This is a genomic window from Skermanella mucosa (assembly GCF_016765655.2).
Taxonomy (GTDB): Bacteria; Pseudomonadota; Alphaproteobacteria; order Azospirillales; family Azospirillaceae; genus Skermanella; species Skermanella mucosa.
Genome location: NZ_CP086106.1, coordinates 1826900 through 1843910, shown reverse-complemented (window position 1 = coordinate 1843910; position 17011 = coordinate 1826900). Strand labels below are relative to the sequence as shown.

The following is a 17011-nucleotide window of genomic DNA, read 5'->3' as shown; positions in this document are numbered from 1 at the left end:
GGCTCAGTGCCCCCCGTGGCGGATGCGCGGATTGAGGATGCCGTAGGTCAGGTCGACCAGCAGGTTGACGATCATGATCACGGCGGCCACCAGCAGCACGCCGCCCTGGAGCACGGGATAGTCGCGCCTCGCCACGGATTCGATCAGCCACTTGCCGATGCCCGGCCAGGCGAAGATGGTCTCGGTCAGGATCGCGCCGGCGAACAGCACGCCGACCTGGAGGCCGATGACGGTCACCACGGGAATCAGCGCGTTTCGAAGGGCGTGCTGGGCGATCACCCGGAACGGCGCCAGGCCCTTGGCCCGCGCCGTGCGGATATAGTCCTCTCCCAGCACTTCCAGCATCGACGACCGCGTCATGCGCGCGATCACCGCGAGCGGGATCGTGCCCAGCACGATGGCGGGCAGGATAAGGTGCGACAGGGCCGAGGCGAAGGCGCCCTCCTCCTCCGACAGCAGGCTGTCGATCAGCAGGAAGCCGGTCACCGGCTCCACCCAGTACATCACGGAGATGCGGCCCGACACCGGCGTCCAGCCCAGGTTGACCGAGAACAGCAGGATCAGCAGCAGCGCCCACCAGAAGATCGGCATGGAATAGCCGGTCAGGCTGATTCCCATCAGGCTGTGGTCGAACACCGATCCGCGCTTGACCGCGGCAATGATGCCCAGCGGCAGCCCGATCACCATGGCGAACAGGATGGCGCAGACCGACAGCTCGATGGTCGCCGGGAACAGGGTCAGGAACTCGTCCAGGACGGGCGTGCGGGTCACGACGGACTGGCCGAGGTCACCGCGCACCACGTCGGCGATGTAGGTGCCGTACTGGACCATCAGGGGCTTGTCCAAGCCCATGGCGGCCCGCAGCTCCGCGTGGCGTTCGGGAGAGATGCCGCGCTCGCCGGCCATCAGCTCGACCGGGTCGCCCGGGACCAGCCGGATCAGCGCGAAGGTCAGCAGGGTCACGCCGATGAATGTCGGAATGATCAGGCTGAACCGGGTCAGAATGAATCGGAACATGGTCAGCTTTATGTCTGCGGAATAGCGAGATCACCCCCTGCCCGGCGGACAGGGGGGTCTTCAGCTTCCGATCGGGTCTAGTTCAGGTCCACGCCATAGAAAATGTGGCCGCCGAACGGATCGATCTTGTAGTTCTGCACTTCCTTGCGGATCGGCTCGAAGACGACGGAGTGGGCGACAGTCACCCACGGCGCCTGTTCCTTGAACACGACCTGGGCCTGTTCATAGAACTTCGTGCGCTCCGCGACGTCGGGCGTCCGCTTGGCCTTGATCAGCAGGTCGTTGAACGGCTGATGGCAGAAGCGGGCGCGGTTGGCGCTGCCGACCGCCTCGCAGCCCAGAAGGACGTACAGGAAGTTGTCGGGATCGCCGTTGTCGCCGGTCCAGCCCATCAGCATGGTCTGGTGCTCGCCGTCCTTGGTGCGGCGCAGGTACTCGCCCCACTCGTAGCTGACGATCTTGACCTTGACGCCGATCTTGGCCCAGTCGGCCTGGACCATCTCCGCCATGCGGCGGGCGTTGGGGTTGTACGGCCGCTGCACCGGCATGGCCCACAGGTCGGTCTCGAAGCCGTTGGGGAAACCGGCTTCGGCCAGCAGCTTGCGCGCCGCCTCCGGATCGTACTTGGTGTCCTCGACGGCGTCGTTGTACGACCAGATGGTCGGCGGGATCGGGTTCTTGGCGGTCTTGCCGGCGCCCTGGTAGACCGCCTCGATAATGGCGTCCTTGTTGACCGCCATGCTCAGCGCCTGCCGCACCTTGACGTTGGTGAAGGGCTCCTTCTCGGTGTTGAAGGCGAGGTAGCCGACGTTCAGGCCTTCCTGCGACATCAGGTTGATGGCCGGGTCGGTCTTCATGGCGGCGAGGTCGGCCGGGTTCGGATAGGCCATGACATGGCACTCGCCGGCCTTCAGCTTGGCGTACCGGACCGAGGCGTCGGGCGTGATCGAGAACACCAGCGTGTCGATCGGCGCCTTGCCCGCCCAGTAGTCAGGATTGGCCCGATAGCGGATGACCGCGTCCTTCTGGTATCCCACGAACTGGAACGGTCCGGTGCCGACCGGCTCCTGATCGACCTTGGTCTGGGTGCCGGCCTTGGCCATCTGGTCGGCATACTCGGCCGACTGGATGGACGCGAAATCCATCGCGAGGTTGGCGAGGAACGGCGCCTCGGGCTCGTTGAGGGTGAACTTGACGGTATAGTCGTCCACCGCCTCGATGCTCTTCAGCAGCTTGGGCATGTCCATGCTGTTGAAGTACTCGTACGCGCCGCCCGACACCGTGTGATAGGGGTGCTCGGCCTTCCACTGGCGCTCGAACGTGAAGACCACGTCCTGGGCAGTGAAATCCCGGGTCGGCTTGAACGACTTGGACGTGTGGAACTTCACGCCCTTGCGAAGCTTGAAGGTGTATTCCAGCCCCTCCTCGGACACCTCCCAGGATTCCGCCAAGCCGGGCACGATCTTGGTCGTGCCGCGCTCGAAATGGACGAGCTTGTCGAAGACCTGCCGCGACGTCGCATCAAATGTCGTGCCTGCGGTGAAAAACGCAGGATTGAAACCCTCCGGGCTGCCTTCGGAGCAATAAACCAGAGTTTTTGCCGCGAGCGGTGAAGCGAAGCCCGCCGCGAGAGCCAACCCGAGGGCCGCCCCGCGCAGTGCTTGATGCATTATAAGCCTCCTGTAAGCGTCTTTTCTTCGGACAGCTCTTTCAAGCGCGACTACCCGCGCCGAGATGTCATGGTTCTCAGAATAGCCTTACAGGGAGAGTGACTGTCAATGTTAATGGATTGTTTCACGCGCAATTGATCACCGGGGTCCGATCGGGCGCATCAGGGCGGCTTCCATCACGCTTTTCAGATGGTCCGGACCGAACGGTCTCAGCAGCACGGAGACGTCGGCATCTCCCAGCAGCTTCACCCGCTCCGGCCCGCCGTCGCCGGAAACCACGATGGCGGGGATCGCCCGCCCGGAGCGCCGGCGCACCAGATCGACCGTTTCCAGGCCGTTGCCGCCGCTCCCCGGCCGAAGCTCGGCGATCACGAGATCCGCCGCGGCGCCGGCTTTCTCCGGCACCGCCACGGTGGTGACCGTACAATTCCAGCTTTCCAGCATGACCCGCAGCGCCGTCACCTGGACGGGGTCGCCGCCGATGACCAGAACCGAAACCGGACCCGCCGCCGCCGCATCGGCGCCACGCCCGGCACGGCGCATCGAGATCGTGAACACGGATCCCCTGCCTACCGTCGAACGGACGTCGATGCCGTGGCCGAGCAGCCGGGCGGTCCGCTCCACGATCGCCAGCCCGAGGCCGAGCCCGCGTCCCCGGTCGCGCGGCCCGGCCGCTGCGATCTGGACGAACTCCTCGAAGACGGCCGCCCTCTTGTCTTCCGCGATGCCCGGACCGGTATCCCAGACCTCGACGCGGAGACGGTCGCCGCGCCGCCGGCAGCCGATCATGATGCTGCCCTTGGCCGTGAAGCGGACCGCGTTGCCGATCAGATGCCGAAGCATCCGCTCCAGCAGCACCGGGTCCGTGACGACGGCGGCGGTGCATGGCACGTAGCGCAGCCGCAATCCCTTGGCCAGGGCTGCCGGCTCGAACTCCCGGATCATCCTCTCGAGGATTTCGCCGACACCGATCCGGCCCACGGCCGGACGCACGGTCCCGGCGTCGAGCGTGGACAATTCCAGCAACGACGTCATAAGAACTTCGCTCGACTGCACCGCTTCCTGGATGCGGGTCACCAGCGACTGCTGGCCCGGATCGGAGAGCTTGGTCTGCAGCAGGTGCAGGAACAGGTGGATCGCCTGGTAGGGCTGGCGCAGGTCATGGTTGGCTGCGGACAGGAACCGCGACTTCGACCGCGTCGCCCGCTCCGCTTCCGCCCGGGCGGCCGCCAGCCGTCCATCCATGGCGACCTGCTCCGCGATCTCCGTACCGATCAGCCCGGCGATCCGGCGCAGGCCCTCCGTCCCCCGCCGGTCCGAGTCGATCTTGCCGGAAGACCCGCAGAGCCATAGGCTGCCCAACCTTTCCCGGTCCGGCCCGACGATGGCGGCACCGGCCAGCACCTGCAGACCCGTGGCGGCCCCGCCGGCGAGCGGCTGCGGGCCGATCAGCAGGCCAGAGACATCCAGGCGGTCGCGGAGTGCCGCCAGATCCGGACCCAGCGCCTCCACCGCCTCCTCCTCGATGCCGGCGCAGGCCGCCACGGAGAGCGAACCGGCGCCGTCCAGGCAGAGAATGGCGGCAGGCGCTCCCATGACATAGGCAGCCAGATCCAGCAACCCGACGAGCGTTCGGCGAGTGAGCGGTGGTGCCTCCGCGGCGCTCTCATAATCCATCTGCATGATATCGAACGATGCTGGTTGCCGGTCCTAACCGGATCAGCCTAGCACGCATCCGGAGGATGCACAGCATCGGATTATGCCGATGGAAAGCGTCGGGTCAGGCCGCTTGGCCGGGGCGCCGGTACTCGATCCCGCCACCACCACCGCCGCCGCCGGGTTCCTGCTTCTCCTGCATCTTGGGCTGGGGCAGCGCATAGAACCTCGGTTCGTTCCTGTCCCAGCTGGGTTCGAACGGCAGGCGCATCATCGCCGTGCTGCCATCGCGCTGCGCGTCCCGCATGGCCTGCTGGAGCTGTTCCGCCGCATCGCGATCCCAGGGGATACGATAGAGGTTGGGGACCTGGCCCCATTGGAGGGTCAGGTAGATGGCCTCGCCCTCCACATAGGACGCGCTGAGGATGGAGGCTTCCTTTACGTGGGCGCCGAGCCATTCGAGGCTGACCGGCTTGGCCCGTCCGAGCAGGGAAGCCGGGGCGGCATAGGCCGCGGGCAGAAGCAGGGCGAAGAGGGCCAGGATCAGCGCCCTTGCGAGGCGCGAATGGGTCCAGCGCAGCGCTACCAAGACAAGCATCAAACTGACGGCAGCAACGAAGACGAACAGGTAGGTCAAGTTTTCCATGGCGGGTTCCTGACGAAGTCGGATGTCGGTTCAGCGTCTCAAGCAAGCCTCTTTTATTTAAAATGTCTTGGCCGAACGCAGCGGTTTGAAGACGCTGTTCAGGCTGTTGGGCACTAGTTCGCCTTTTTCAGTCAAACGGAACCGGAAGGCGGTCAGTTCCTGACCTTCACGATCCAACCTGACAGTTGTCGCCGCAATGGGCCGCGCCCCGGCCTCGTTGTCGGACTTTACCCTCACCACGACCCGCACATTGATAGGGTATGTGTTTTCCAGATTTCGGAACAAGTGGACATTCACCGTATACTCGCCCGGAGGAATGCCCCGGCTGAACGACGTCTCGAAATTGACTTCCGTCGGGTCGGCATGGCTGCCGAGATCGTCGCGCAGCAGGTTGAAGATCAGGCCACTCTTGTTGGAGTATCCCACCGGAACGTCTCCCGGTGCCTGCACCCACAGGTCGACGTCGGTGCGCAGCTTGTCGTCCCAGCGCAGCTCGGCGATCACGTTGCCCGGCGGATCGGTCGAGCCTTCCGATTCCTTGCCCTTGGGATTGATGTGGGGAAGCAGCAGCACGGTGACGAACATGAAGCCCGCCAGGGCCAGCAGGATGACGTCTCGGAATACCGTTCCGCTGTCGTCTCCGGGATCCCATGGGTCATGCATGGCCGGCATCGATCAACGCGGCGGCGAGGTTCGCCGTGCCGGTGGCCAGGAGCTGGTAGTTCGCCGCCAGCCACAGGTTGAGGACGGACCCGACCAAGGTGGTGTAGAGTGCCACCCCCATGCCTTCGATCAGGGTGCCGACGATGCCGCCGATGGCGTTGACGTCGCTGGCGTTGGCCGCGTTCACCTGTCCCAGCGCCATGATGAAGCCGACCACCGTGCCGACCAGCCCGAGCAGAACGAGGGCATTGGCGATGTGCCGGATGAAGGCGATGCGGGAGAAGAGTCGCAGTTCGAGCGCGCGCGTGGCGCTGGCCCCGCCGGTTTCCAGGGCTCGGCGGTATGTCGCGAGCCGCCCGCCTTCGGACACCGGCGTATTGCCGGTGCGGAGATTGTCGAGTTCCTGGGTCACCTTGTTGATGCGCCAGGCGCTGGCCAGGAGGCCCACGACGAACAGCAGGAAGATAAGTACGCTGATCCGGCTGCTGTCCGCCACCAGCACCCGCTCCACCCACCCATTCACCCAGACGAGAAATAGCCCGGCGACGCCGACCATGTTCAAGGCGACGAACCGGCTCCACAACAGCCAGTGGTGCATGCGCAACCCCTTCCATCATTGGAACTGAGGCAACGGCGCGGTCTCTCGGGGAGTCGGGAGTGGTCTTCGCGGTTCGAATGCCGCGGTCTGTCCGCCCGATCGGAAAGTCGACCTGGACCGTCAGGTGTGCAACGGAATGCCCCGGGGAAAGTTCCTGTGGCCTTGGTGGGACCGATCGGCATGTGGAAGGGGGCGCGGCGAACGGGAACTTTCGCCGAGGGGGTCCGGTTCTCGGCAGACCAGAGGCATCAGGCCTGAAAGGAGATGACGATGAAGATCCGGGACATCATGACCACGGAGGTCGAACTCGTCCATCCCGACACTCTGCTACGGGACGCCGCCCAAAAAATGCGCGATGTCGATACCGGCTTCCTGCCGGTCGGCGAGGACGACCGCCTGGTCGGCACCCTGACGGACCGCGACATCACCGTCCGAGCGGTGGCGGAAGGGCACGACCCCAAGGTCACCCGCGTCCGGGAGGCCATGTCCGACAAGCTGGTCTACTGCATGGAAGACCAGGACAGCAGCGAGGCCGCGGAACTGATGGCGGAGAACGACATTCGCCGGCTGCCCGTGCTGAACAGTGACAAGCGACTCGTCGGCGTGGTCTCGCTGGGCGACCTCGCGGCCCGGACGAACGACGACGATGTCGTCGGGCAGACGGTTCAGGATATCTCCAGTTCCCCGTCCAACGGCTGACTTCGTGCCCGACCGAAGCGGCGGCGAAGGACATGATCTTTCGCCGCCGCGCATTCACGCTTTGAAAATTGCATGCTCATCGCATAAATCCATTATTCTTTGCCACCAATTTAAACTTCCGCCTAAATCTTGGGCAATGCACGGAGGCAACCCCTTCGTCGTACCTGCCCTTCGGCCGAGCAATGCCGTAGTGTGCTCCGCCCTACCCTCTCTGGCCCCGAAATTGCTCATGCCCCGCCGGGCTTTAAACACGAAAAAGTTAGAGGCGAGAGCATGGGACTGTTCAAAAGCGGCATCAAGTCTGCGGCGCTGGGCTGCGCCGTCGCGGTTTCGGCACTGCTTGCCGGGGTGGCCCAGGCGGCGGACCCCATCAAGGTCGGCGTGCTCCACTCCCTGTCGGGAACGATGGCGATCAGCGAGACGACGCTGAAGGACACCATCATGATGATGGTGGACGACCTCAACAAGAAGGGTGGCCTGCTGGGCCGGCCGGTCGAGGCCGTGGTGGTCGATCCCGCCTCCAACTGGCCGCTGTTCGCGGAGAAGGCGCGCGAGCTGATCGAGAAGGACAAGGTCGCCGCCGTGTTCGGCTGCTGGACCTCGGTCAGCCGCAAGTCCGTGCTCCCGGTCTTCGAGGAGAAGAACGGCCTGCTGTTCTATCCCGTCCAGTACGAGGGCGAGGAGTCCTCGCGCAACGTGTTCTACACCGGTGCCGCGCCGAACCAGCAGGCGATCCCGGCGGTCGAGTACCTGATGGGTCCCGAAGGCGGCGAGGTCAAGCGCTGGGTCCTGGCCGGCACCGACTACGTCTATCCGCGCACCACCAACAAGATCCTCGAAGCGTTCCTGATCTCCAAGGGTGTCGCCAAGGACGACATCATGATCAACTACACGCCGTTCGGCCATTCCGACTGGCAGACCATCGTGGCCGACATCAAGAAGTTCGCTTCGGCCGGCAAGAAGACCGCCGTCGTCTCGACCATCAACGGCGACGCCAACGTGCCGTTCTACAAGGAACTGGCCAACCAGGGCATCAAGGCGACCGACATCCCGGTGGTGGCCTTCTCGGTCGGCGAGGAGGAACTGGCCGGCATCGACACGTCCAACCTGGTCGGCCACCTCGCCGCCTGGAACTACTTCATGTCGGTGGACACCCCGGAGAACGCCGCCTTCATCAAGCAGTGGCACGGTTTCACCAAGAACGAGAAGCGCGTCACCAACGACCCGATGGAAGCCCACTATATCGGCTTCAAGATGTGGACCCAGGCCGTCCTGCAGGCCGGCACCACTGATGTGAACGCCGTCCGCCAAGCCATGTACGGCCAGAAGGTGCGCAGCCCCAGCGGCTACGACGTCGTTATGAACACCAACCATCACCTGTCCAAGCCGGTGATGATCGGCGAGATCCAGGCCGACGGACAGTTCTCGATCGTGTCGCAGACCGACGAGGCGATCAAGGGCGCCGCCTGGAGCCCCTACATCCCCGAGTCCGCCAAGCTGACGGCCGACTGGACCTTCCCCTGGGTCTGCGGCAACTGCACCGATCCCAAGTTCAGCGCCTACGCCAAGTAACAGCCCGTCCCGTGGCCTTCCTCCGGACCCGTTCCGGAGGAAGGCCATCTGGCCCATAGCGGGCCGCACGCCGGGGGAAAGCTCCTTGACCATTTTGAATTCATGCCTTGCGACGGCCGCCCGGGTCCTGCGCGGCCTTCATGCCGTTATGCTGGCCGCCCTGGTGGTTTGCGGGCTCGCGGGTTTCGGCACCGCGCTCGGCGCCTTCGCCGCCCCATCCGCCTGGGCGGACGAGTATGGCGACACGGTCGCGGGACTGGCGGCCCCGGGATTCGCCGAGAAGGTCGGGGCCATCGAAGCGCTGGCGCTGCTGGGTGACGACCGCGCGACGCCGGTCCTGCAAGCCATGTCGGAGAATCGTCTCTATACGCGCAAGGACGACGGCCGGCTGGTGATCGGAAGCGCCGGACGCGACATCGCCCTGACCGACGCCGTCACCGGCGAGGCACTGGGAACCGCGTCCAGCCGCGACCTGACCCGCATCAACGTGAACAACGCGCTACGCAGCGCCCTGGCCGGCGCCATCGGCCGGCTCCAGATCAACAACCCGGATCCGGCCAAGCGGCTCGCCGCCGCCGAGACCATGGCCAAGGACCGCACGCCCGAAGCGGCGGCGCTGCTTCGCGAGGCGCTGGACCGGGAGACGGTCGAGGACGTTCGCGCCGCCATGGCGCTGACCTTCGCCAAGATGAGCCTGGGCAGCCCCGACGCGGCGGAGCGGCTGGCCGCGGTCAACGACCTGTCCCAGCGGTTGACGCCCGAGGTGCGGGCCCTGGTGACTCCGCTGGCCGCCGTCAACGCCGACGGCACCTTCGCCGAACCGGATGCCCGGGTGCGCGCCGCCGCAGCCGACCTGCTCGACCGGATCGACAGCCGCCTCGCTATGACAGAACTGGCGCTCAACCTGTTCCAGGGGATCAGCCTGGGCTCGGTCCTGCTGCTCGCCGCGATCGGCCTCGCCATCACCTTCGGCGTGATGGGCGTGATCAACATGGCCCACGGCGAGATGATCATGCTGGGCGCCTACACCACGGTGGTGGTGCAGCAGTTGTTCCGCGAATGGATCCCCGCCGACTTCTTCGGCCTCTACCTGATCCTCTCGATCCCGGCCGCGTTCCTGGTGGCGGGCGCCGTCGGCGTCGTGATGGAGCGCGGCATCATCCGATTCCTGTACGGCAGGCCGCTGGAAACGCTGCTGGCGACCTGGGGCATCAGCCTGATGCTTCAGCAGGCGGTCCGGGCGATCTTCGGCGCCCCGAACAAGGAGGTCTCCAATCCCGGCTGGATGACGGGCGCCTGGGAAGCCATGCCCGGCATGGTGCTGACCTACAACCGCATCGCCATCATCCTGTTCGCCTTCGCGGTGCTGGCGGGCTTGGCGGCGTTGCTGCGCTACACCCCCTTCGGCCTGCAGATGCGCGCGGTGACGCAGAACCGGAACATGGCGTCGGCCATGGGCATCCGCACCGGCTGGGTCGACGCCCTGACCTTCGGCCTCGGCTCCGGCATTGCCGGGGTGGCCGGAGTAGCGCTCAGCCAGATCGGCAATGTCAGCCCCAACCTGGGCCAGGGCTACATCGTGGACAGCTTCATGGTGGTCGTGTTCGGTGGGGTCGGCAGCCTGTGGGGCGTACTGGCGGGCGCCATGACGCTGGGCATCTTCAACAAGTTCCTGGAGCCCTATGCCGGTGCCATGCTCGGCAAGATCCTGATCCTCGTCTTCATCATCCTGTTCATCCAGAAGCGCCCGCGCGGCCTGTTCGCGCTCAAGGGCCGCGCCGCGGAGGCCTGAAGCCATGCTGCTGATGTCGCGTCTCGCGACCCTGGAATCCCGCCGGGGCTGGCAGGTCTTCCTGATCCTCCTGGTGCTGACCGTCGTGCTGGTGCCGGTGCTGAACCTGGCGCTGCCGCCGGAGAGCCCCTTCCATGTGCCGACATACATGCTGAGCCTGCTCGGCAAGTATCTTTGCTTCGCCCTGCTCGCCCTCAGCCTGGACCTGATCTGGGGCTATGCCGGGGCGCTCAGCCTGGGCCACGGCGCGTTCTTCGCGCTCGGCGGCTACTGCATGGGCATGTACCTGATGCGCCAGATCGGCGACCGCGGCGTCTACGGCAACGCGGAGGTTCCCGACTTCATGGTGTTCCTGAACTGGAGCGAGCTGCCCTGGTACTGGTGGGGCTTCGACCAGTTCTGGTTCGCCATGCTGATGGTGATGGCGGTGCCCGGCCTGCTGGCCTTCGCGCTGGGCTGGCTGACCTTCCGGTCCCGGATCACCGGCGTCTATTTCTCGATCATCACCCAGGCGATGGTGTTCGCCCTGATGCTGGCCTTCTTCCGCAACGAGATGGGCTTCGGCGGGAACAACGGCCTGACCGACTTCAAGGAGATCCTGGGCTACAACATCCAGGACCGGGGCACCCGGATCGGACTCTACGTCGCCTCCGCCCTGGTGCTGGCGCTGGGCTATCTGGTCAGCCGCTTCATCGTCACGTCCAAGCTGGGCCGGGTGCTCATGGCGATCCGCGACGCGGAGAGCCGGGTGCGTTTCCTGGGCTATTCGGTGACCAACGCCAAGCTGTTCGTGTTCACCGTATCCGCCATGCTGGCCGGCATCGCCGGGGCGCTGTACGTGCCGCAGGTCGGCATCATCAACCCGTCGGAGTTCTCGCCCGGCAACTCGATCGAGATCGCGGTGTGGGTCGCGGTCGGCGGGCGCGGCACGCTGTTCGGCGCCATCCTGGGCGCCTTCACGGTCAACGGCGCCAAGAGCTTCTTCACCGGCGCGGCGCCGGAATTCTGGCTGTTCTTCCTGGGCGCCCTGTTCATCGTCTGCACCCTGTTCCTGCCGCGCGGCATCGTCGGCCTGGCGGGCCAGGTCAGGGACAGGATCGCCCTCAAATCCACTTCGGCACCCAAGGAGGTCGGCGGCAATGCTGCGAGCAAGCACGGCGCCTGACGCCGCTGAACTGGTCCTGCCGGTCGAGGCGACGCCGGTCCGCACCGCCCGCCAGCCGGCCGGGTCCATCCTGTACCTGGACGGCGTGTCGGTCAGCTTCGACGGTTTCAAGGCACTGAACAGCCTGAGCCTGGTGATCGACAAAGGCGAGATGCGCACCATCATCGGCCCGAACGGCGCCGGCAAGACGACCATGATGGACGTCATCACCGGCAAGACCAAGCCGAACACCGGCGACGTGCTGTTCAACGGCAATGTCGACCTGACAAGGCTGGACGAGGCCGCCATCGCCAACCTGGGCATCGGCCGCAAGTTCCAGAAACCCACGGTGTTCGAGCACCTGACCGTGTTCGAGAACCTGGAACTCGCGTTGAAGACCGACCGCGGCACCTTCGCCACCCTGTTCTTCCACCTGACCGGGGGGCAGGCCCGCCGGATCGACGAGATCCTGGGCGTGATCGGGCTGGGCGACCGGCGGACCGAGAAGGCCGGCGCCCTCAGCCACGGCCAGAAGCAGTGGCTGGAAATCGGCATGCTGCTGATGCAGGAAGGCCAGCTCCTGCTGCTGGACGAGCCCGTCGCGGGCATGACCGACCACGAGACCGAGACGACCGCCCGCCTGCTGCTCGACATCGCGCGGGAGCGTTCCATCGTGGTGGTCGAGCACGACATGGAGTTCGTTCGGGCGCTCGGCGCCAAGGTGACGGTCCTGCACGAGGGATCGGTCCTGGCCGAAGGATCGATCGACACCGTGCAGGCCGACCATCGCGTCATCGAAGTCTATCTGGGGCGCTGAAACCATGCTGACCGTCGAAGACGTGGACCTCTATTACGGCGCCAGCCATATCCTGCGCCGGGTCGGGCTGAACGCTCCGAAGGGCGCGGTCACCTGCCTGCTCGGCCGCAACGGCGTCGGCAAGACCAGCCTCCTGCGCGCGGTGCTGGGGCTGGAGCCGATCCGCCATGGCCGGATCCTGTGGGAAGGCCAGGACATCGCCCGCCTGGCACCGCACGACCGCGCCCGACGCGGCATCGCCTATGTGCCGCAGGGCCGCGAGATCTTTCCCAGGCTGTCCGTGCTGGAGAACCTCCAGACCGGCTTCGCCCCCCTGCCCCGCAAGGACCGAACCATCCCGGACGAGATCTTCGAGCTGTTCCCCGTCTTGAAGACCATGCTGAACCGGCGCGGCGGCGACCTGTCGGGCGGGCAGCAGCAGCAGCTCGCCATCGCCCGCGCCCTGGTCACCCGCCCGCGCCTGATGATCCTGGACGAGCCGACTGAAGGCATACAGCCCTCGATCATCAAGCTGATCGAGGCGGTGATCCGGAAGCTGGGCGACCGCGGCGACATGGCGATCCTGCTGGTCGAACAGTATTTCGAGTTCGCCCGCGATCTGGCCGACCATTTCGCGGTGATGGACCGCGGCGAGGTGGTGCTGGCCGGCCCAAAGGCCGGCATGGTGGAAACTGAAGTGAGGCGGTACCTGACGGTGTGAAGATGCCGCAGGGCGGGATGCCCGGCCCGCTTGCGGACCGGGCCCCTCCGCGCGTATGGGGAGAGCCCCTTCGCATACGGTCGCACCCCGCCCATGTCCGCTCGCATCACCCGGCGCCATGACCAGTTTTTCAAGCTCCTGCTCGACCAGCCGGGCGCCGCCGGCGCGCTGCTGAAGGAACGCTTGCCGGCCGAGGTCGCCGAGCGGCTCGGGCCGGAAGCGCCGGAGCTGGTGAACACTTCGTTCGTCGATGGCGAACTGCGGGAGTACCGGGCCGACCGCCTGTACCGGGTCAGCACCCGGGACGGCCGGCACGCCTTCATCTTCGTCCTGGTCGAGCACAAGTCCTCGCCCGATCCCGGCATCGGTCTGCAGCTCCTGGTATACATGGTCCGGATCTGGGAATGGTGGCTGCGGAACGAGGGGACGACGGCGGACGGTGGGCACCGGCGCCTGCCGCTGATCATGCCGCTGGTAGTCTATCACGGAAGGTCCGAGTGGCAGGTGCCGCTCACCTTCGCCGAGGGGCTCGATTTCGACGACGAGGCGCTGCGGCCGCATGTGCTGGATTTCAGATACTCGCTCGCAGACCTGGGCCGGATCGACGACGCCGTCCTGTCGCGCCAGAAGGCGTTACGGATAGGATTGCTGATCCTGAAACATGGCGATGCCGGCGGCGACCTGCGGACCAAGCTGCTGACGCTCGGCCGTGCGGCGGCGGCCCTCAGCGTCGATGACTTGATAACCCTCGTGCGCTACATTGTCGCCGAGCCCAACGAGATACCGCCGGGGCTGCTGAGCGAGGTGCTCGGAGAAATCCTGCCGGGACAGGAGGAGAGGGTCATGTCGATCGCGTCGGAACAGTGGATGGCCGAAGGCATCCAGATCGGCAAAGTCCAGGGTAAGGCAGAGGGCAAGGCGGAGATCCTGTTGCGCCAGCTTCGCCGCCGCTTTGGAACCGTGCCGGAGATCACGGTCCAGCACGTGCTCAAGGCATCCGACGACGATCTGAACCTGTGGGCCGACCGCATCCTCGATGCGTCGAACCTGGAGGAGGTCTTCGCGCCGCGCAGAACCAATTGACGGACGGCTGCTCCGCCAATGTTGATAGCTTCTGCAGTGTAGCGGATTTCGAAGACTGCTGAGCGGGATGCTCGGAGAGATCCTGCCGGGCCAGGAGGAGAGGAGCATGTCCATCGCGTCGGAACAGTGGATGGCCGAAGGCATCCAGATCGGCAGGGTCCAGGGAAAGACCGAGGGCCATGCGGAGGGCAAGGCGGAGGGAAAAGCAGAAGGCAAAGCCGAGATCCTGCTGCGCCAACTCCGCCGACGCTTCGGAAACTTGCCGGAGACCACTCTTCAGCGCGTGCTCAAGGCATCCGACGACGATCTGAACCTGTGGGCCGACCGTATCCTCGACGCAGCGAGCTTGGAAGCGGTCTTCGCGCCGCGCAGGAACAACTGACGGGCTGCTGACTGCTCCAGGGATCACCCGAACAGCGCGTCGATATCCGCTTGGCTGATCATGCCCTTGTTGGGATCCACCTTGTTCGGCCCATGGAGTTCCAGGTCGCCGTCCTTGGCGGCGATACCGGGGGGCAGCGGCATGGTCTCGAACTCGCGCTTGTGCCAGACGCCCATCATGGCATCCACCCGCTCCTCGATGAAGGAGAGTGCGCGGACGACCTTGGTGATGCGCTGGCCCGTCAGATCCTGGAAATTGCAGGCTTCGAAGATGCGGACGATCATCTCGTTCATGTCGTTGACGCGGCTCGACTGATAGCCGTCGGGCAGCTGCGCCCTCAGTTCATGGACGATCTCCTCGATCTCCTCCGTGCAGGAGATGATCGTGTTGGTCGCCGCCTCCGTGGCGCTGACCACTGCGCTCAGCTCCTCCGATGCCTGCTGAAACTTGTCCTCGCTGGCGAGAGGATGGCGGAGTGCGGCCATTTCCGCCTTGGTCGCCTTGATCCGGCCGGAAATATCGGCGATCTCCACCTGGATCTGCTCGATGTCGGTCCGGTCGCTGCTCATGAATCGGTCGAACTTCGCATGAAGCTCCGCGATTGATCGAAGGACGGGGGTATGGTCGACCTCGACCGAAATCGGACCGGCGGGCAGGCTCGCATCCGGCGAGAGAGGAGCGATAAAGCCCGCCGGCTCCGCCTGCGAGGAACCGGGCGACACAGCCCGCCGGGCTTGCTGCAATTCGGCCATGAAAGGCTTGCGCGCGCTTCGCCCGGTAGTATCGACCATCATTCCCTGCCCCTCTTCCAATTCCGATTGTCCGCGGCGTAGCGCCAGGGACCATGATCTGTGGCGCCCGGCGATCAGATTACGGGCATTTCGTTAAAATCGATTGAACCCGCACAATCCGGTATGTTCGCCTCGTGACGCGCTCTCAGCCGAACAGGGCGTCGATCGCGGACTGATCCAGCGCCGCCTTGGGCGCGGGTGCCGCAGCTGGCGGGGGTGGAGCCGGCGGTGGCGTCGGAGGAGGAGGAGGTGGCGGCGGTGGGGGAGGAGGAGGCGCCGCTACGACAGGCACCGGTTCCAGCGCCGGAGGCGGAGGCGGCGGCGGGCTGGTCACCTTTTCGACGGGCGGCGGAGCCGGCTTGGCCGCGGCTTTCGGCTTCGGCGGAGCCTTTTCCGCCTTGCGGGGGGCTTTCGGCGGAGCGGGAGCGGCGGCCCGGGGCGGCGGAGATGGCTGCGGAACCGGGGCCGGCGGAGATGGCGCCGGAACCGGCGCCGCCGCCTTGGCGGGCTTCGGCGGCGGAGCCGGTGCGGGCGGCGGATCGGCGAACAGGGCGTCCACGTCCGACTGGCTGACGCCCTGCCCGTCCAAGGCCGGGCCGTTCAGCAGATGCGCATCGGGACGCTTGTCGACGAAGACGTCGGGCACCTCGTCGGCGGGCTTCACGCCCTCCACGCCCCAGATCGCGATCATCGCGTTGACGCGCTGCTCGATATAACGCAAGGCGTTCACCACCTTGCTCGTACGCTGCCCGGTCAGATCCTGGAAGGAGCAGGCGGTGAAGATGTTCATCACCTCCGACTCGACCTCGGTGCAGAGATCCGGATCGGCACCGCCCTTGCGCAGCTTGGCGCCCAGGTCCATCAGGCGTTCGGCGGAATTGAGGATGTCGAACGACGCGCGCTCGGTCGCCGAGACGATGGCGTCCAACTCGTTCGTCGCCGACAGGATCTTGTTGTTGCCGCTGTCCGGGGGCTGGAGCGCCGCGACTTCGCGGCGGGCCTTTTCGATCGAGCCGGCCATCTCCAGCAGTTCGCGCCGCAGCACCTCGAGATGCGACGCTCCGCCGGAGATCGGGACGCCATGGGTCAGCAGGCACCGCATCTGTTCGAGCATGATCCGGATATCGTCCGCCACGCCGCCCTGAGCACGCTGGGCGTAGCGCCGCAGAAAGGCACGACCCTTCGCGGTGCGCGCGACGGTATCCTCGATATGCTCGAACTCGTCTTCGGTGAGCTGCACCAGCTTGTCCACCACCGCCCCCGTACCCGTCACCCACCGATGACGGACTGGATCTTCTGCTTCAGCGTGTCGGCGTTGAAGGGCTTGACGATGTAGTTGTTGACGCCGGCTTCCTTGGCGGCAACGACGTTCTCGGTCTTGCTCTCGGCGGTGACCATGATGAAGGGCGTGCCGTTCAGCTTGTTGTCGGCGCGGATCTCCTTGAGAAGCTGAAGACCCGTCATCGGCTCCATGTTCCAGTCGGAGATCACCAGGCCGAACTTGCTCTCGCGCAGCTTGGCGAGCGCGGTGACGCCGTCGCCCGCTTCCTCGATATCGGAATAGCCGATCTGGGTCAGCAGGTTACGAACGATACGCCGCATGGTTGCATAATCATCGACCACAAGGATCTTCATGGTGTGCTCCAAAATACATCCGTTGACGATGGCCGTGCCACGCGATCCGTCCGGTCGCCGCGACCCGCCCATTCCATCAGCAGCGCCCGGACTCCGCCGATCCGGACGCCGCCATTCGAAAAATTCGCGGCAGCATGCGACCCGAC

17 protein-coding genes are annotated in these 17011 nt (G+C 65.6%); 8 read left to right on the top strand and 9 right to left on the bottom strand.

The features are described 5' to 3' along the window. Positions 1-3: 3 nt before the first annotated feature. The 6 genes from JL100_RS08330 to JL100_RS08305 all read right to left on the bottom strand — a co-directional run bounded on the left by JL100_RS08330 (position 4) and on the right by JL100_RS08305 (position 6250). Positions 4-1017, bottom strand: a complete 1014-nt coding sequence (locus tag JL100_RS08330; protein WP_202682510.1) for an ABC transporter permease subunit — start codon at positions 1015-1017, stop codon at positions 4-6. A 77-nt stretch (positions 1018-1094) separates the two neighbouring features. Continuing rightward, entirely contained in the window at positions 1095-2687 is a 1593-nt protein-coding gene (locus JL100_RS08325) for an ABC transporter substrate-binding protein (RefSeq protein WP_202682511.1), read from the bottom strand. A gap of 138 nt (positions 2688-2825) precedes the next feature. Then, positions 2826-4364 carry an ATP-binding protein gene (locus tag JL100_RS08320; protein WP_202682512.1) on the bottom strand — a complete coding sequence of 513 codons (1539 nt, stop codon included), beginning with the start codon at positions 4362-4364 and terminating at the stop codon, positions 2826-2828. A gap of 103 nt (positions 4365-4467) precedes the next feature. Further along, positions 4468-4989, bottom strand: coding sequence for a hypothetical protein (locus JL100_RS08315; RefSeq protein WP_202682513.1), 522 nt, complete (start codon positions 4987-4989; stop codon positions 4468-4470). A 57-nt stretch (positions 4990-5046) separates the two neighbouring features. Next, positions 5047-5661 (bottom strand): hypothetical protein, encoded by a 615-nt coding sequence (locus tag JL100_RS08310; protein ID WP_202682514.1) that lies wholly within the window; start codon positions 5659-5661, stop codon positions 5047-5049. Further along, positions 5645-6250, bottom strand: a complete 606-nt coding sequence (locus tag JL100_RS08305) for a MotA/TolQ/ExbB proton channel family protein (protein WP_228421141.1) — start codon at positions 6248-6250, stop codon at positions 5645-5647. The genes JL100_RS08310 and JL100_RS08305 overlap by 17 nt, the downstream gene beginning before the upstream one ends. Positions 6251-6520: 270 nt before the next feature. On the opposite strand from JL100_RS08305, the gene JL100_RS08300 reads away from it, so the two are divergent. The 8 genes from JL100_RS08300 (at position 6521) to JL100_RS08265 (ending at position 14439) form a co-directional block, all read left to right on the top strand. Then, the gene (locus JL100_RS08300; RefSeq protein WP_202682515.1) at positions 6521-6949 is read left to right on the top strand and encodes a CBS domain-containing protein; all 429 of its coding nucleotides are present in this window, start codon (positions 6521-6523) and stop codon (positions 6947-6949) included. A 273-nt stretch (positions 6950-7222) separates the two neighbouring features. Next, entirely contained in the window at positions 7223-8521 is a 1299-nt protein-coding gene (urtA, locus tag JL100_RS08295; RefSeq protein WP_202682516.1) for an urea ABC transporter substrate-binding protein, read from the top strand. 85 nt (positions 8522-8606) lie between these two features. Continuing rightward, positions 8607-10313, top strand: a complete 1707-nt coding sequence (gene urtB, locus JL100_RS08290) for an urea ABC transporter permease subunit UrtB (RefSeq protein WP_228421140.1) — start codon at positions 8607-8609, stop codon at positions 10311-10313. Between the two features lie 4 nt (positions 10314-10317). Then, entirely contained in the window at positions 10318-11478 is a 1161-nt protein-coding gene (urtC, locus tag JL100_RS08285) for an urea ABC transporter permease subunit UrtC (RefSeq protein WP_202682517.1), read from the top strand. Continuing rightward, positions 11453-12274, top strand: coding sequence for an urea ABC transporter ATP-binding protein UrtD (urtD, locus tag JL100_RS08280; protein WP_202682518.1), 822 nt, complete (start codon positions 11453-11455; stop codon positions 12272-12274). The genes urtC and urtD overlap by 26 nt, the downstream gene beginning before the upstream one ends. Positions 12275-12278: 4 nt before the next feature. After that, on the top strand, positions 12279-12974 hold the full coding sequence (gene urtE, locus JL100_RS08275; RefSeq protein ID WP_202682519.1) for an urea ABC transporter ATP-binding subunit UrtE: 696 nt from the start codon (positions 12279-12281) through the stop codon (positions 12972-12974). Positions 12975-13067: 93 nt separating this feature from the next. Then, on the top strand, positions 13068-14057 hold the full coding sequence (locus JL100_RS08270) for an Rpn family recombination-promoting nuclease/putative transposase (RefSeq protein WP_202682520.1): 990 nt from the start codon (positions 13068-13070) through the stop codon (positions 14055-14057). Positions 14058-14187: 130 nt separating this feature from the next. Continuing rightward, positions 14188-14439, top strand: a complete 252-nt coding sequence (locus tag JL100_RS08265) for a DUF4351 domain-containing protein (protein ID WP_202682521.1) — start codon at positions 14188-14190, stop codon at positions 14437-14439. Between the two features lie 23 nt (positions 14440-14462). Here the strand turns inward: JL100_RS08265 and JL100_RS08260 are convergent, their stop codons facing one another. The 3 genes from JL100_RS08260 to JL100_RS08250 form a co-directional block, all read right to left on the bottom strand. Next, positions 14463-15233: a protein phosphatase CheZ gene (locus JL100_RS08260; protein ID WP_228421139.1), complete on the bottom strand. Its 771-nt coding sequence runs from the start codon at positions 15231-15233 to the stop codon at positions 14463-14465. Positions 15234-15375: 142 nt separating this feature from the next. Next, a complete protein-coding gene (locus tag JL100_RS08255) occupies positions 15376-16470 on the bottom strand; it encodes a protein phosphatase CheZ (RefSeq protein WP_228421138.1) in 1095 nt (364 codons plus the stop codon). 29 nt (positions 16471-16499) lie between these two features. Further along, positions 16500-16865 carry a chemotaxis response regulator CheY gene (locus tag JL100_RS08250; protein ID WP_037452520.1) on the bottom strand — a complete coding sequence of 122 codons (366 nt, stop codon included), beginning with the start codon at positions 16863-16865 and terminating at the stop codon, positions 16500-16502. Positions 16866-17011 lie beyond the last annotated feature (146 nt).

What these genes read in the sequence shown, in the direction of transcription:
- urtD (WP_202682518.1), top strand. Translation starts at nt 11,453, where the DNA reads ATGCTGCGAGCAAGCACGGCGCCTGACGCCGCTGAACTGGTCCTGCCG.
- urtC (WP_202682517.1), top strand. Translation starts at nt 10,318, where the DNA reads ATGCTGCTGATGTCGCGTCTCGCGACCCTGGAATCCCGCCGGGGCTGG.
- JL100_RS08250 (WP_037452520.1), bottom strand. Translation starts at nt 16,865, where the DNA reads ATGAAGATCCTTGTGGTCGATGATTATGCAACCATGCGGCGTATCGTT.
- JL100_RS08315 (WP_202682513.1), bottom strand. Translation starts at nt 4,989, where the DNA reads ATGGAAAACTTGACCTACCTGTTCGTCTTCGTTGCTGCCGTCAGTTTG.
- urtA (WP_202682516.1), top strand. Translation starts at nt 7,223, where the DNA reads ATGGGACTGTTCAAAAGCGGCATCAAGTCTGCGGCGCTGGGCTGCGCC.
- JL100_RS08270 (WP_202682520.1), top strand. Translation starts at nt 13,068, where the DNA reads ATGTCCGCTCGCATCACCCGGCGCCATGACCAGTTTTTCAAGCTCCTG.
- JL100_RS08260 (WP_228421139.1), bottom strand. Translation starts at nt 15,233, where the DNA reads ATGATGGTCGATACTACCGGGCGAAGCGCGCGCAAGCCTTTCATGGCC.
- JL100_RS08265 (WP_202682521.1), top strand. Translation starts at nt 14,188, where the DNA reads ATGGCCGAAGGCATCCAGATCGGCAGGGTCCAGGGAAAGACCGAGGGC.
- urtE (WP_202682519.1), top strand. Translation starts at nt 12,279, where the DNA reads ATGCTGACCGTCGAAGACGTGGACCTCTATTACGGCGCCAGCCATATC.
- JL100_RS08310 (WP_202682514.1), bottom strand. Translation starts at nt 5,661, where the DNA reads ATGCCGGCCATGCATGACCCATGGGATCCCGGAGACGACAGCGGAACG.
- JL100_RS08330 (WP_202682510.1), bottom strand. Translation starts at nt 1,017, where the DNA reads ATGTTCCGATTCATTCTGACCCGGTTCAGCCTGATCATTCCGACATTC.
- JL100_RS08325 (WP_202682511.1), bottom strand. Translation starts at nt 2,687, where the DNA reads ATGCATCAAGCACTGCGCGGGGCGGCCCTCGGGTTGGCTCTCGCGGCG.
- JL100_RS08305 (WP_228421141.1), bottom strand. Translation starts at nt 6,250, where the DNA reads ATGCACCACTGGCTGTTGTGGAGCCGGTTCGTCGCCTTGAACATGGTC.
- JL100_RS08300 (WP_202682515.1), top strand. Translation starts at nt 6,521, where the DNA reads ATGAAGATCCGGGACATCATGACCACGGAGGTCGAACTCGTCCATCCC.
- JL100_RS08320 (WP_202682512.1), bottom strand. Translation starts at nt 4,364, where the DNA reads ATGGATTATGAGAGCGCCGCGGAGGCACCACCGCTCACTCGCCGAACG.